The sequence below is a fragment of the Spongiivirga citrea genome (assembly GCF_010671565.1).
Lineage (GTDB): Bacteria > Bacteroidota > Bacteroidia > Flavobacteriales > Flavobacteriaceae > Spongiivirga > Spongiivirga citrea.
Genome location: NZ_JAABOQ010000004.1, coordinates 353,340 through 368,047, shown reverse-complemented (window position 1 = coordinate 368,047; position 14,708 = coordinate 353,340). Strand labels below are relative to the sequence as shown.

Here is a 14,708-nt window from a genome sequence, read left to right as displayed (position 1 = left end):
TATCTTACTTTAGAATAGTATTTTAATAGTAACTTTTTATGCCTGCTGATTCCAGCTTGTTTTGGCTGTTTTTAATAATACTTCCTGTTGTGGCATTTTTGTATGCTGGTGTGGGTCATGGCGGTGCTAGTGGTTACTTAGCCCTTATGTCCTTATTTTCATTTGCTCCTGACACAATGAAACCGACAGCATTGTTACTTAATCTGTTTGTAGCTGGAATAGCCTTTTATCATTATTATAGACAAGGATACTTCAACAAAAAGCTCTTTTTATACTTTGCTGTTTCGTCCATCCCTATGGCATTTTTAGGGGGTACTATGGAGATTGATGCGGGCCTCTACAAGAAAATACTTGCTGTATTGTTAATCTTTGCAATCCTGAAAATGCTTAATGTTTTTGGTAAAGAAAATGAAACCATAAAGGATGTTAAGCTTTGGCAAGGATTATTGATTGGTGGTATTATCGGATTCTTCTCAGGTCTAATTGGTATAGGAGGAGGTATTATTTTAAGTCCTGTCATTTTATTACTTCATTGGGGAAAAATGAAACAGGCAGCAGCTGTTTCAGCCTTATTCATTTGGGTTAATTCAGCAGCGGGCTTGGCAGGTCAGTTTAGTAATGGTGTTGATCTAAATAAATGGTCTTTGCTAATGGTGGTAATAGCCCTAATCGGAGGCGCTGCCGGTGGTTATTATGGAAGCAAAAAGATGACCAATAGTCGACTTCGATATTTACTCGCATTTGTGCTTGTATTGGCTTCTGTAAAGCTCTTTTTTACCTAAAAGTCCGTATTGCACTCTTTTCTAATTAGTGTTGTTTTAGGCTCATTTCTCTTTTAGTTTAGTAACAAATTCACCAATTAAAAGCGCTCTCAACTGATTTTTATCATCTTTTTTCGTGGGTATTAACGGTAATTTCGAATATTGAATAATCAGTTTACTCTAAATTTTATCGTTATGAAAAAAATTCTCGTACCCGTTGATTTTTCGACTTATGCCGAAAATGCACTAAAAGTGGCTGCCGATATCGCTAGAAAACATAATGCAGAAATTATTACTGTACATATGATGGGAATTAGCAATGCTGTTTTGACCAAAGATCATGTAGGCACTATTGACAGTTTGTTCTTTGTCAAACTTGCTCAAAGCAAATTTGAAGAGTTTTTAAATAAGCCCTATTTAGAGGGACTATCGATACAGCAAGTCGTAAAGAATTATCAAGATTTTGGTGTTATAGAAGAACTAGTCATAGAACATGAAGCTGATCTTATTGTAATGGGATCTCATGGTAGTAGTGGTCTAACAGAAATGTTTGTGGGGTCGAACACCGAGAAGGTAGTGCGACGATCATCAGTACCTGTATTAGTAGTAAAAGACACAGATGACTTTACTATTAAGGATGCTGTTTTTGCTTGCGACTTTAGAGAAGAGAACTTGGAAGTATTTAAAAGGGCAATGGCATTTTTTAAGCTGTTCGATATTGAAGTCAAACTTCTATTTGTGAACCTGCCCGCGGAATCATTTATGAATACATCAGAAATCAGTAAACGTATAGATACGTTCGTCAACCAATTAGATCCTGAAGACCGCTTCAATTCTGATGACGTTTTAATTTATAACGATTACACAGTAGAAAGTGGTGTTTTTAATTACGCCGACGGAATTGATATCGATATGATTAGTTTACCTACTCACGGACGAAAGGGTCTTGCTCATTTTTTCACAGGGAGTATAGGTGAAGATATTGTAAATCACGCCGAGAGACCGGTACTTACTTTTAAAATATAATTGCGGAAATTAGAATTTATATCAATACAGCTTTCACTTCTAGTTTACATACAAAACCACTATTCGTTACAAGTATTACATAGTTTTTGTGACACTATTTTAATCAGTACAGCAATATGGTAGAGAGAGTATTTTAAATTAGATCCTGATAATTATCATGTAATTACTTTTATCTAAAGCCGAATTTTGTCATTAGGTATTAAGAGCGAATTAAAAGTTTATGGAGGTCTGTTTCCATTGCGGTGATCATTGTGATAAAGTTTTGATCAATCATCAACAAAAAACATTTTGTTGTCATGGTTGTAAGACCGTATTTGATATTTTAAACGACAACGACCTTACGTTTTACTATGACCTCGAGCAAACTCCAGGTATAACTCCCAAAAGATTTGAAGGAAAGTTTGATTTTCTAGAAAATGAGGCGATTGCCAACAAGCTGTTGTCATTTAATGAACAGGATATTCAGGTAGTTCAATTTACAATTCCTTCAATTCATTGTAGTTCGTGTATTTGGATTCTTGAGAATCTGAACAAGCTGAACTCAGCTGTTAAAACAACACAGGTTAATTTCCCAAAAAAAACACTACGCATTACATTTAATAGCCAAGAAATCAATTTGTATAATTTAGTACAATTGCTTTGTCGAATTGGTTACGAACCAATGATTTCTTTAGAAGATAGTGACAAGAAAAAGACAGCTATCGATCGAAGTTTAATTTATAAACTTGGGGTTGCAGGTTTTGCCTTTGGTAATATTATGTTCTTGTCCTTTCCTGAGTATTTTGAGGTTAATGAGTTTTGGCTGGAACGTTATAAACATGTCTTTAGGTGGCTGATGTTCGTCTTTGCGCTACCAGTTGTTGTGTATTCCGCCCAAGACTATTTTATTTCTGCTTTTAAAGGTCTTCGCTCAAAAATTTTAAACATTGATGTTCCCATTGCAATAGGAATTGCCGTGCTGTTCATCCGTTCTACAATCGAAGTGTATATGGATTGGGGAACCGGATTTTTCGACAGTATGGCCGGTTTGGTATTCTTTCTGTTGTTAGGTAAGTTTTTTCAACAGAAAACTTATTCTTTTCTTTCATTTGAAAGAGATTATAAATCTTATTTTCCTATTGCTGTTACCAAACTAAGCAGCACAAAAATCAATGGTCATCCTTCTATTAAAAAAGAAGAACAAACCCATGTCAACGAGCTTAATAAAGGGGATCGTATCCTTATAAGAAATGGAGAGCTCATTCCCGTCGATGCCATATTAACAAAAGGAACGGCCTATATAGATTATAGCTTTGTAACCGGCGAAGCCGTGCCTATTTTTAAAAAATCTGGCGATCAAATTTTTGCAGGAGGAAGACAGGAAGGTAGTGTCATAGAACTAGAGGTAATTAATAGCGTTAAGCAAAGTTACCTCACACAATTATGGTCTAACAAAGTGTTTGATAGCAATCGACAAAATACCTTTCAGACACTTACTGATAAGATAAGTAAGCATTTTACTATTACAATTCTCAGTATTGCCTTAGTCACTACTATTTTTTGGCTTTTTTACGATCCTTCTTTAGCGTTAAACGTTTTTACTGCTGTATTGATAGTAGCCTGTCCATGTGCAATAGCGCTGGCAGCTCCTTTTACATTGGGTAATTTGTTGCGCATTTATGGTCGAAATAAACTGTATTTAAAAAATAGCGAGGTTATTGAACAAATGGCGCAGATTGATACCATAGTATTTGATAAAACAGGGACTTTAACTACCAATGAGAAGAGTACTATTAGTTATACGGGTGATGGTCTAAATACAAAAGAGTCATCATTATTAAAGGCTACCTTACAGGCTTCTAATCACCCATTGAGCAGAACCTTATATACGATTTTAAAGGAAAATGATATCTGCACCTTAGATGATTTTGAAGAGGAGATAGGCAAAGGTATTGTCGGGAAATGGGAAGATAGAAAAGTGAAAATAGGCTCACATGATTTTGTAATGGCCACATCTAATAGTAGTACAGATGTTTTGGAAAAAGAGAATACATCAGTTTATATAAGTGTGGATGATGCTTATCGAGGAAAGTTTATCTTGACTAATGAATACAGATCGGGGATTGAAGATGTGTTTAATGCCCTTTCACAAGATTACCAACTTATTATTCTTTCAGGAGATAATGAAGGTGAAAAGGAGTACTTATCGAGACTTTTACCGCCAAACACCCAGTTGTTATTTGATCAAAAACCAGAAGACAAACTCCATTTTATAAAGTCGCTTCAAGAAGAAAATAAAAACGTAATGATGGTAGGCGATGGTTTAAACGATTCTGGTGCCTTGGCTCAAAGCGATGTTGGTATTGCAATCTCAGAAAACATCAATGTATTTTCACCAGCCTGCGATGGTATTTTAGATGCTGAGCGTTTTAAAAGTCTGGTGAATATGATGCGACTTTCAAAAAAAGGCATTCAGATTATTAAGTATGCTTTTATCTTTTCTTTGCTCTACAACTTAATCGGACTAGGCTTTGCGGTAACAGGATATTTAACGCCGATCGTGGCTGCAATTTTAATGCCTTTGAGTTCTATTAGTATTGTGATTTTTGTCACCTTGACATCTCATTATCAAGGAAATAAATTACTTTAATCTTTTTGTTTTGTCGAATTATCAGGGCAGTACTCTATTATAACTGTCCAAATGAAAATCTACTCAAAGTATTTTTCTAAACACTGACAAATGTCAGTTTTTTTCATAGGGATTCAAGCTAGTTTTACGCCATATTTCAGGTAAGGTATGAGTATTATTTACATGCTATTGGCTATTAGTGTTATTGTTGCGCTAGTGTTTTTTGCTGCCTTTGTTTTATCAGTTAAAAAAGGGCAGTATGACGATGTCTATACGCCTTCCGTCCGCATGCTTTTTGAAGATGAAGTAAAAACTACTTCTACCAAAAAAGGCGATCAGCAAACTAAAAAATCAACAATAATAAACGATTAACTAAAGTGACCTATGCAACTAGAGCAATTTTATTATGACAACAAGATCGTTCGCAAATTTATTGTGGCGACAATGTTTTGGGGAATAATAGGTATGACTGTTGGTTTATTGCTAGCATTCATGTTTTTATTTCCAAACTTAACTGATGGTATTTCATGGCTTAGTTTTGGGCGTTTACGTCCATTGCACACCAATGCTGTGATTTTTGCATTCGTAGGAAACGCAATTTTTGCTGGAGTATACTACTCCACGCAACGATTGCTTAAAGCGCGAATGTGGAAAGATTGGATTAGTAATTTCAACTTTTGGGGCTGGCAGGCAATTATCGTAGCTGCTGCTATTACGCTTCCTTTGGGTTATACGACCTCTAAGGAGTATGCCGAACTAGAGTGGCCTTTTGACATTGCAATTGCCTTGGTTTGGGTTGCATTTGGTGCTAACCTAATAGGTACCATTCTAAAGAGAAGACAACGACATTTATACGTCGCAATCTGGTTTTATCTGGGCACTTTCGTTACCGTGGCGGTTCTTCATATTGTAAATAGTATGGAAATCCCGGTAAGCGCATTAAAAAGTTACTCAATGTATGCGGGTGTTCAAGATGCGTTGGTACAATGGTGGTATGGTCATAATGCAGTAGCATTTTTCTTAACGACACCTTTTTTAGGGTTGATGTATTATTTCGTTCCTAAAGCTGCGAACCGACCCGTGTATTCGTATCGCTTATCTATTGTTCACTTCTGGTCACTAATCTTTATTTATATCTGGGCTGGACCTCACCATTTATTGTATTCTGCCTTGCCAGATTGGGCACAAAATTTAGGGGTAGCTTTCTCCGTAATGCTAATAGCACCATCATGGGGTGGTATGATTAATGGATTATTGACACTACGTGGTGCTTGGGATAAAGTACGAACAGATCCCGTTTTAAAATTTATGGTGGTGGCAATTACCGGTTACGGTATGGCAACTTTTGAAGGACCTATGCTATCACTTAAAAATGTAAATGCCATAGCCCACTTTAGCGATTGGATTATTGCTCACGTTCACGTAGGAGCACTGGCATGGAATGGTTTCTTGACTTTCGGTATGGTGTACTGGCTAATACCAAAGTTGTTTAAAACCAGATTATGGTCTATACCACTTGCAAACGTTCATTTTTGGGTAGGAACATTGGGTATAATTTTATATGCGTTACCAATGTACGTAGCAGGCTTTGTACAAGCATCTATGTGGAAACAATTTAATCCAGATGGAACTCTAGTCTATGGTAATTTCCTTGAAACTGTCAGCGAAATTATGCCAATGTACTGGATGCGAGCTATTGGTGGTACAATGTTTATTGTAGGTGCATTAATTGGTGTATACAATATTATCATGACTGCTAGGGCTGGAGATAAAGTAACCGATGAGCTTGCGGAAGCAGCTCCACTTCAAAAAGTAATAAAAAAACGTACCGCAAAAGAGGGATATCATACATGGTTAGAAAGACGCCCTGTGAAATTGACCATTTTTGCAACAATTGCTATACTAATTGGTGGTATGGTGCAAATAATTCCATCGTTAATAGTAGATGATTATACACCGGTTATTACTAGTGTAAAACCATATACACCTCTTGAACTAGAAGGTAGGGATTTATATATACGTGAGGGTTGTGTCGGCTGTCATTCACAAATGATTCGACCTTTTAGAAGCGAAGTAGAACGCTACGGGGAATATTCCAAAGCTGGGGAATACGTTTATGATCATCCATTTTTATGGGGAAGTAAGCGTACCGGACCCGATCTTCTGAGGGTAGGAGGTAAGTATAGTGATAATTGGCATTTAAATCACTTTTACGATCCACAAACGACTTCTTCAGGTTCTATAATGCCATCCTATAAATGGCTAATTCAAAATGAGCTAGATAAGTCTGCTACTGAAGATAAAATGCAAGCTATGATAACCTTGGGTGTGCCGTATACCGAAGATGATGTAGCACGCGCACAACAATGGATGAGCGAACAAGGAACTCAAATTGAGAAAAACCTTTATAGCGACCCTGATTTTGCCAAAACCTATGAAGCAGATAAGAAATACGCAGCTGAAAATGGCGAAGAGTTTACTCAAATGCGCGATCGAGAAGTGGTTGCATTAATAGCCTATTTACAACGTTTAGGTACCGATATAAAAATAAAGACTGCGGATGATACTGCGTTAAATTCAAATAAATAAGCAATTATGAAATTTGTAAAAGGAGCTTTAGAAAATATTGATGGGGTATCGATTTATCCCATTATCTCGCTAACCATATTTTTTATCTTTTTTACTGTCTTATTCTTATGGGTAATTACAGCTAAAAAGAAACATATAGAAGCGGTAAGCAACATCCCGTTAGAAGATGATACAGTAACGCAAAATGATGATCAATTATGAAAACTACAGGATCTTATTTAAGAGTATTCATTTTTTCGATTGTCGGGTATTTTTTACTTGACAATTTAGGATCATCAGGAGATGTTTCCGTGTTTAGCGAAAAGCCCTTAATGTGGGTCGTTCTTGCGGTCATTATCCTTTTTTATATAGCATGCGAAGCTTGCGTGGAAGCTATTAAAAATATACTGTATGCAACACTTAGTGATGAGGCTAAAGCAAGATATGATGAAAAGCAAGCGCTTAAAGAAGCCAATCAGTTTAAATGGATTAAAGAGAAGTACAAACAATCATTAGGTACAAAGCCAATTGAAGAAGAACATGAGATTATTCTAGATCATAACTATGACGGAATTAAGGAGCTAGACAATAAATTACCGCCATGGTGGGTGTATGGTTTTTACATTACCATAATCTTTGCGGTTGTTTATTTAGTGCGGTTTGAGGTGTACAAGGATTACAATCAGGACGAAGAATATGAAGTAGCAGTAGCAGAGGCTAATCTAGCCATTGAAGAATGGAAAAAGACAGCGAAAGACCTTGTCGATGTCAATACGGTAGAACTACTTACCGAAGCTTCGGATTTAAGTGCGGGTAAAAAGATCTTTGAGGTAAACTGTGTTGCTTGTCATAAATCTGACGGTGGAGGTGGTATTGGACCCAATTTGACTGATGAACATTGGATTTTGGGAGGAGGAATAAAAAATGTATTTAGAACAATCTCTGAAGGGGGTCGTGCTGGTAAAGGAATGATTCCCTGGAAAACAACACTTAAGCCAGCGGAGATGGCACAAGTAGCCAGTTACATTTTTGAGTTCCAAGGAACTACTCCTGCAGAGCCCAAAGCAGCCGAAGGTGAAATCTGGGTAGATCCAGACGTTTCCAACTAAAAATTGAATGGCAGAGCAAGGACAAGATAATTTTAGAGATACCATTGGTACGCTTAACGAAGAAGGCAAGCGGGCATGGGTGTTTCCTAAAAAGCCAAATGGTAAATGGTATGAGTATCGCAAGTATGTGAGCTATGTCTTATTGGCGTTTTTGTTTTCTGCACCATTTATAAAAATAGGAGGAAACCAGTTTTTGATGTTCAATGTATTAGAACGACGTTTTAATATTTTCGGTTTCCCTTTCTGGCCTCAAGATTTTCATCTTTTTGTTATCATGATGATTATTGGGGTAGTGTTTATCATATTGTTCACGGTGGCATTTGGTCGACTTTTTTGTGGATGGATTTGCCCGCAGACCATTTTTATGGAAATGGTATTTCGCAGAATTGAATATTGGATTGACGGTGACCGAGGAAAGCAGATAAGACTGTCTAAGATGCCTTGGAACAAGGAGAAGATTAGAAAAAGAGTTTTGAAATGGACCGTCTTTTTTATCATATCGTTTTTAATTGCTAATGTGTTTTTGGCATATTTAATAGGTAGTGATCAATTAATACGATATATCACCGACGGACCGGCTAAACACTTAAGTACACTTATTTCATTGTTGATTTTTACGGGGGTATTCTATTTTGTATTCGCTTGGTTTCGAGAACAGGTTTGCATTATTGCCTGTCCTTATGGGCGCTTACAAGGAGTTTTGCTAGATAATAAATCTATTGTTGTTGCATATGACCATAAACGTGGAGAGAAAGAAGCTGGTAGAGCAAAATTTAGAAAAAATGAAGAGCGAACAGCGACAGGAAAAGGAGACTGCATAGATTGTTTTCAATGTGTAAATGTATGTCCTACGGGCATTGATATTCGAAATGGTACTCAACTAGAATGTGTAAACTGTACGGCATGTATCGATGCTTGTGATCATATCATGGAAAGTGTTAATCTACCAAAAGGATTGATACGTTATGCGAGTGAAGATAATATTGAAAAGAAAGAAAAATTCAAGTTTACACCTAGATTAAAAGGATATAGCGCGGTCTTAGGTATTCTTATAGCTGTATTAGTGGGTATGCTTTTTTTACGTAATGATATCGAGGCCAGGATACTCCGTCTACCAGGACAATTGTATGAACGAAAGGCGGATAATATTATTAGTAATGTATATACCTACAAATTGGTTAATAAAACCGTTGATAATATCTCGGATGTTAGTTTCAAGTTACTCTCGCATAAAGGAACTGTCAAGTTAGTATCGCTTGATCATTTTAATATTGAAGGACAAAGCCTTGCAGAAGGAACGCTATTTATTGAGTTAAATGCAAGTGCCCTAAAAGGGGATAAGGATAGACTTGAAATTGGTATTTACAGTGGAGATAATTTAATAGAAACAACAACCACGGCTTTTTTAGGGCCAAGGAGTTATAAATAATTAGATTATGAAATGGAATTGGGGAAAAGGTGTAGTGGTGGGAATGCTCGCATTTATGAGTTTTATAATGTACTTGGTCATTACGATGAGCACCGATAAAAACTATAGTCATGATTTGGTTACTGAAGAGTACTATGCAAAGGAAATTGCCTACCAAGAGGAAATTGATGCCGAGACCAATACCAATAATTTAAAAGAAAAAATAACAGGAAAACGAACTGAAAAAGGGTGGGAAATTATATTTCCTGCTGAACTTGATCCTGAAAAAATAAAAGGTACAGTGTTCCTTTACAGACCGTCTAACAAAAAGTTAGATTTTAGTTTACCGCTAGATTTAACATCTTCTAATTTGCTCATACCTGGTAATAGAATGTTAGACGGTCGCTGGAACATTACCATCGATTGGGACTATGAAAAAACCCAATATCTGTATAAAAAACAAATTGTGTATTAATGCTATATGCCGCTTTCATACTTGGTCTGTTAGGTAGTTTTCACTGCGTGGGAATGTGCGGACCTGTTGCATTTCTTCTTCCCTTAGATCGCAAGAACAGGACTAGGCGAATCCTACAATTAATTAGTTATCATGTTGGCCGTGTACTTACCTATGCGGTCCTAGGAATTATTATTGGTCTTCTAGGTAAAAGCTTGAATCTTTTTGGGGTGCAGCAACAACTATCTATTGTAGTTGGTATTTTGATGATTGTGATAATCTTGGTTCCATTAAAACTATTTAATCGTTTTAATTTTTCAAGGCCTATATATACTACTGTAGGAAAATTAAAAAATGCTATAGGTGTTAACTTAAAAAAGAAGAATGTCGGAACATTTTTTACTATTGGGTATTTAAATGGGCTACTACCTTGTGGGTTGGTATATGTGGCAATTTTCGGAGCGCTAGCATCTGGGGGTGCTTTGCAAGGTGGTGCTTACATGGTATTTTTTGGCTTAGGGACTATTCCTTTAATGACGACTGCTATTTATCTAGGTAATTTTTTGAAAGGAAAAACAAAACAACGATTAAAAAGGGCCATTCCGGTTTTCGTAGTGGCAATAGGAATCTTATTTATATTAAGAGGTATGGGACTTGATATACCTTATATTTCACCTTCTGAATTAGTTGCCGTAGAGAAGGTTGACAATCAGATGATATGTCATTAAAAACCAAATAATTTATAGTAATAACCGCTGATTTTGGTCATGTTTTTTCAGGTGTTTTTCAGATACCTTTAAAATATAAATCTGATGAATATGACAAATAACATTCAAATTCAATTTGTAAAGCTCCCTGTCAGCGAAACTCTTTCCACATACATTAACCAGAAATCAGAACCACTTTTTAAAGAATATCCTTGGCTAATTAAAGCCCAAGTATGCATTAAAAAAGATGCTAAAAACGGAGATGCTCAATGCATTTGTGATATGGAGCTTAGTATGCCAGGACCGAGAGTTTTTTCATCTTCATACGAGCCAAGTTTTGAGATTGCTGTTAAGAATACGATTTCGGAATTACATCATCAGCTAGAAAGGGTTAAGCATAAAATGGTTACTCAACGCGATAAGAACATACTATGCTATTGAAGGAGACTGTTAGACCAATTCTTAATAATCATTTCATATTTCTCATATGTTATTTCTTATTAAGAATCTATTGTAAATGCACTAATATTTTTAATTATGAAAAAAAGAACACCCGTATCAAATATAATGACCTCAAAGGTCATCACTTTAACTAAGAATGATACTTTAGGAAGAGCAGAACAATTATTTAAAGAAAATCACATTCGACATATTCCCGTTGTACGCGGAACTCAGGTAATTGGTATGTTAAGCTATACAGATTTGCTAAGAATAAGTTTTGCAGATGCTGTTGATGAAGATGAACAAGAAGTAGATACCATAGTTTACAATATGTTCACGATTGAACAAGTAATGGCAAAAAATCTTACTAGTGTAAGCTCAACAACAACGATTAAAGAAGTTGCTGAAATTTTATCTAAAAAAGAGTTTCATGCATTACCTGTAGTCGATAAAGATGAACTAGTGGGTATTGTTACCACAACCGATCTTATAAATTATCTACTAGAGCAGTTTTAAAATAGCTTGAAAAGAGTCTATATGTATGGATTAAAATAAAAGGGAAGTTCTATATTGGAATCTTCCCTTACCAACTACTATTAAAAACCCAAACTTAAATTACACTATACTGTCATAGAGAAAAGCTGTGTCTCTGGCTTTTTTCGCTGTAATCTTAGGTCAAAAAGCATACAGATATTTCTAACAAAAGGGCGTCCTTTTTTTGTGACTTTAATGGTATTAGAATCAATGGTCACTAACTCATCTTTTTCAAATTCTTTTAGTTTTTCTATAAGACTAGGAATATGATTTATGACAAGATCATCAGCACTAAAAGTTGTTGCAAATTGGCACATTAAACTTAAGATGTGTTTTCTGATTATTAGATCTTCATCAGTCAAAATATGACCTCTATACACCGGAAATATTCCCTGTTTCACCAACTTTTGATATTCGTCTACATTTTTTACATTCTGTGCAAAACCATACCAACTATCACTTATCGAGGATACTCCAAGACCAAGCATGAGTTTGGTTTTATTGGCGGCATATCCCATGAAATTTCGATGTAAGGTTCCATTTTCTTGGGCAGAATAAAGCGTATCGTTTTTTAAGGCAAAGTGATCCATTCCTATTTCGACATAACCAGCTTCCTTAAATGTCTTTTTACCAATCTCATACTGCTTCCTTTTTTGAGAAGGAGTTGGTAGATCTTCATCCCTAAAGCCTCGTTGTCCATTACCTTTTATCCATGGAACGTGAGCATAACTATAAAATGAAATTCTATCTGGGCGTAGCCTTATAGTTTGGGCAATGGTATTTATAATGTCATCTTCCGTTTGAAAAGGAAGCCCATATACAATGTCATGACCAACTGAGGTATAACCAGCGCCTTTAGCTTGAGTAGTGGCCTTTAGAACATTTTCATAAGGTTGTACTCTATTAATGGCATTTTGGACCTTGAGATTGTAGTCTTGAACTCCGTAACAAACACGTTCAAACCCAAAATCAAAAAGCGTTTGTAAATGCTCTTTGGTAGTGTTATTTGGATGACCCTCAAAACTAAATTCAGGATACTGATCTCTGATTGTCCTTGTAAAAATTCCTGTTAGAAGAACTCTAAAGTTTTCCACAGAAAAAAATGTGGGAGTACCACCACCTATATGTAATTGCTTTATGACAGGTTTATGATTAAATAAAGCGATGTACAGATCTAATTCTTGAAGTACAGTTTCGATATAAGGAAGTTCTAAACCATGATTTTTAGTTATTCGCTTATTGCAACCACAAAAAGTACACATGCTTTCGCAAAACGGTGAGTGTATATATAAACTAATACCTTCATTAGAATTTGATTCTTCAAAACTTTGCTGAACTTTTTCTTTCCAGGACCATAGTCTAAAGGAATCATTATCCCAATATGGAACAGTTGGATAGCTTGTGTAACGGGGCCCCGATACGTTGTACTTTGAGATAAGTGTTGTACACATATAAGTTGAAATATGTGACAAATTTCGGCGGAAAGCTTTTTTTATTTCATGACAAAAATCAGGAAAAAATTTCCTTTTTATTTTTTGTTTCCTAAATCAAAGGAGGGTAAAAAAACAAAGCACTCAACTCAGGTTACGAGTTAAGTGCTTTTTCCTAACAATAAAGTTTGGTTAGTGTGAAACTTCGAGCGACCGGATCGATACCGAACCGAAGTTACTAGTATTTGTAAAAGACTTTCCTTTCACTGATTGTAAATATGCACCAGCTTTAAAATAATTCTCTTTTGCCGAAACGCTAGGTGATCTATAAATTCTTCTTTCTCGACTACCATTATCATTCAAAAGCCATAATTCGACTCTACTATTCTGATAAGTAAGTTCTAAATACATTTCCTGCCCTAGCGGGAATGAGCCTACATCATCACTTTTCTTGTCACCCAATTCTTCAGTAACGTATCCATTAATTTTCATTTTAGCATTTCCTGATGTTTGAAACGCTTGTCCTTGAAACTGTACGCGAATAACATCATCAAACTTGTCCGTTTTATCGTGAATTTGACCAAAACACAGCTTGCCCGATTCTGGTAGTTTGTTTACACGAACTCTCCAACGCATACGATGCAATTTGCTGGTGGTACCATCCCAATAAATACGACTACTGCCATCTCCTGTCATCTCCCTCAATTCACATCTCGGATTGCCTGAACCACTGGATGTTGCATTTCCAACATAGGCCTTAAAGGTAACCCATTTTTTATCATCTTCGACAAAGAAATAGTTAGGATCTTCGTAAGTAGGAAGATTCGGTATTTGATCTACATAAGTAGTATTATTTGGTGGACCAGTTAAGCCATTCAACTTCCAGTTTTGAAGACCCAAAATGTCATAACCAAACTCTCCCGATGGGTTTGGGTCTGGATCGGGATCGGGATTTGGGTTAGGATCACCACCATCACTTATGGTAAAAATTTGCACTTCTGTAATGCTGTTCCAACTATTTGAAGAGTTACCAAAACAGCTAATCCGGACGTATCTGGCCGTAGTGTCATTTAACTCGTAGTTTTCTAGTTGTGTTGTATTACCTGAAGAACCCGAAGATTTTTTATCTAAAATAGTACTTAATGAAGATGTGGAATTACCCATACGAACTTTAAAATAAGCCTTACGCTGATCACCTTTAAACCATGCAATTTTAATATTATCTACCAATTGAGGGCTCCCCAGATCGAACGTAATGTATTTGCCGCTTCTTCCATTTGATGACCAACGGGTGCTAAGTTTACCGTCCAGTGTATTTGCTGGGACATTACCGTCATCACCATTTGCTGATACTGAAATTTCACTGTTAGGATACTGGGCAGTTCCTCGGGCTGTTAATGAATTAGTCAAGTTTGAGTTTGTGACTTCTTCAGTTGCATATTCATTAGTTACTTCTTCTTCAGTGCTACAAGAGTACAGAAGTGCAATAAGAACGAATGCAATAGTTAAAGCAGTTGGTAAGCGCCAACAACTTTTGAAGGAGTGTTTTAAAAGTTTCATAATTAAATTGGTTAAAATGTTAGTAAGACTAATTGGTTTTCCAGATTGGTTAATCAGATTGGAAAACCAGTTTAAATACGAATATAATTAAAAACCTCACTT

At 36.1% G+C, this 14,708-nt stretch carries 14 protein-coding genes; 12 read left to right on the top strand and 2 right to left on the bottom strand.

The window, feature by feature from the left end:
• Nucleotides 1–38: 38 nt before the first annotated feature.
• From GWK10_RS11155 to GWK10_RS11100, 12 genes are all read left to right on the top strand, one after another.
• Nucleotides 39–782 (top strand): sulfite exporter TauE/SafE family protein, encoded by a 744-nt coding sequence (locus GWK10_RS11155; RefSeq protein ID WP_164032445.1) that lies wholly within the window; start codon nt 39–41, stop codon nt 780–782.
• Between the two features lie 174 nt (nt 783–956).
• Entirely contained in the window at nt 957–1,787 is an 831-nt protein-coding gene (locus GWK10_RS11150) for a universal stress protein (protein ID WP_164032444.1), read from the top strand.
• 220 nt (nt 1,788–2,007) lie between these two features.
• Nucleotides 2,008–4,416, top strand: a complete 2,409-nt coding sequence (locus GWK10_RS11145; RefSeq protein ID WP_164032443.1) for a heavy metal translocating P-type ATPase — start codon at nt 2,008–2,010, stop codon at nt 4,414–4,416.
• A 147-nt stretch (nt 4,417–4,563) separates the two neighbouring features.
• Nucleotides 4,564–4,767: a cbb3-type cytochrome oxidase assembly protein CcoS gene (gene ccoS / locus GWK10_RS11140; protein ID WP_164032442.1), complete on the top strand. Its 204-nt coding sequence runs from the start codon at nt 4,564–4,566 to the stop codon at nt 4,765–4,767.
• Nucleotides 4,768–4,779: 12 nt separating this feature from the next.
• Nucleotides 4,780–6,984, top strand: a complete 2,205-nt coding sequence (gene ccoN / locus GWK10_RS11135) for a cytochrome-c oxidase, cbb3-type subunit I (protein WP_164032441.1) — start codon at nt 4,780–4,782, stop codon at nt 6,982–6,984.
• 3 nt (nt 6,985–6,987) lie between these two features.
• Nucleotides 6,988–7,185, top strand: a complete 198-nt coding sequence (locus GWK10_RS11130; protein ID WP_164032629.1) for a CcoQ/FixQ family Cbb3-type cytochrome c oxidase assembly chaperone — start codon at nt 6,988–6,990, stop codon at nt 7,183–7,185.
• Nucleotides 7,182–8,072 carry a cbb3-type cytochrome c oxidase N-terminal domain-containing protein gene (locus GWK10_RS11125; RefSeq protein WP_164032440.1) on the top strand — a complete coding sequence of 297 codons (891 nt, stop codon included), beginning with the start codon at nt 7,182–7,184 and terminating at the stop codon, nt 8,070–8,072. Before GWK10_RS11130 ends, GWK10_RS11125 begins: the two co-directional genes overlap by 4 nt.
• 7 nt (nt 8,073–8,079) lie before the next feature.
• Nucleotides 8,080–9,501: a cytochrome c oxidase accessory protein CcoG gene (gene ccoG, locus GWK10_RS11120; RefSeq protein ID WP_164032439.1), complete on the top strand. Its 1,422-nt coding sequence runs from the start codon at nt 8,080–8,082 to the stop codon at nt 9,499–9,501.
• Nucleotides 9,502–9,508: 7 nt separating this feature from the next.
• On the top strand, nt 9,509–9,955 hold the full coding sequence (locus tag GWK10_RS11115) for a FixH family protein (RefSeq protein ID WP_164032438.1): 447 nt from the start codon (nt 9,509–9,511) through the stop codon (nt 9,953–9,955).
• Nucleotides 9,955–10,662, top strand: coding sequence for a sulfite exporter TauE/SafE family protein (locus GWK10_RS11110; protein WP_164032437.1), 708 nt, complete (start codon nt 9,955–9,957; stop codon nt 10,660–10,662). Before GWK10_RS11115 ends, GWK10_RS11110 begins: the two co-directional genes overlap by 1 nt.
• A gap of 90 nt (nt 10,663–10,752) precedes the next feature.
• The gene (locus tag GWK10_RS11105) at nt 10,753–11,082 is read left to right on the top strand and encodes an HPF/RaiA family ribosome-associated protein (RefSeq protein WP_164032436.1); all 330 of its coding nucleotides are present in this window, start codon (nt 10,753–10,755) and stop codon (nt 11,080–11,082) included.
• A gap of 96 nt (nt 11,083–11,178) precedes the next feature.
• Nucleotides 11,179–11,598 (top strand): CBS domain-containing protein, encoded by a 420-nt coding sequence (locus GWK10_RS11100; RefSeq protein ID WP_164032435.1) that lies wholly within the window; start codon nt 11,179–11,181, stop codon nt 11,596–11,598.
• A gap of 104 nt (nt 11,599–11,702) precedes the next feature.
• Here GWK10_RS11100 and hemN read toward each other — a convergent pair whose 3' ends face one another.
• Together hemN and GWK10_RS11090 are read right to left on the bottom strand one after the other, a co-directional pair.
• On the bottom strand, nt 11,703–13,067 hold the full coding sequence (hemN, locus tag GWK10_RS11095) for an oxygen-independent coproporphyrinogen III oxidase (RefSeq protein ID WP_164032434.1): 1,365 nt from the start codon (nt 13,065–13,067) through the stop codon (nt 11,703–11,705).
• 171 nt (nt 13,068–13,238) lie between these two features.
• The gene (locus tag GWK10_RS11090; RefSeq protein WP_164032433.1) at nt 13,239–14,606 is read right to left on the bottom strand and encodes a polysaccharide lyase family 7 protein; all 1,368 of its coding nucleotides are present in this window, start codon (nt 14,604–14,606) and stop codon (nt 13,239–13,241) included.
• Nucleotides 14,607–14,708 lie beyond the last annotated feature (102 nt).

Coding starts and splice junctions, on each gene's coding strand:
- GWK10_RS11155 (WP_164032445.1), top strand. CDS start 39: ATGCCTGCTGATTCCAGCTTGTTTTGGCTGTTTTTAATAATACTTCCT.
- GWK10_RS11150 (WP_164032444.1), top strand. CDS start 957: ATGAAAAAAATTCTCGTACCCGTTGATTTTTCGACTTATGCCGAAAAT.
- GWK10_RS11145 (WP_164032443.1), top strand. CDS start 2,008: ATGGAGGTCTGTTTCCATTGCGGTGATCATTGTGATAAAGTTTTGATC.
- ccoS (WP_164032442.1), top strand. CDS start 4,564: ATGAGTATTATTTACATGCTATTGGCTATTAGTGTTATTGTTGCGCTA.
- ccoN (WP_164032441.1), top strand. CDS start 4,780: ATGCAACTAGAGCAATTTTATTATGACAACAAGATCGTTCGCAAATTT.
- GWK10_RS11125 (WP_164032440.1), top strand. CDS start 7,182: ATGAAAACTACAGGATCTTATTTAAGAGTATTCATTTTTTCGATTGTC.
- ccoG (WP_164032439.1), top strand. CDS start 8,080: ATGGCAGAGCAAGGACAAGATAATTTTAGAGATACCATTGGTACGCTT.
- GWK10_RS11115 (WP_164032438.1), top strand. CDS start 9,509: ATGAAATGGAATTGGGGAAAAGGTGTAGTGGTGGGAATGCTCGCATTT.
- GWK10_RS11110 (WP_164032437.1), top strand. CDS start 9,955: ATGCTATATGCCGCTTTCATACTTGGTCTGTTAGGTAGTTTTCACTGC.
- GWK10_RS11105 (WP_164032436.1), top strand. CDS start 10,753: ATGACAAATAACATTCAAATTCAATTTGTAAAGCTCCCTGTCAGCGAA.
- GWK10_RS11100 (WP_164032435.1), top strand. CDS start 11,179: ATGAAAAAAAGAACACCCGTATCAAATATAATGACCTCAAAGGTCATC.
- hemN (WP_164032434.1), bottom strand. CDS start 13,067: ATGTGTACAACACTTATCTCAAAGTACAACGTATCGGGGCCCCGTTAC.
- GWK10_RS11090 (WP_164032433.1), bottom strand. CDS start 14,606: ATGAAACTTTTAAAACACTCCTTCAAAAGTTGTTGGCGCTTACCAACT.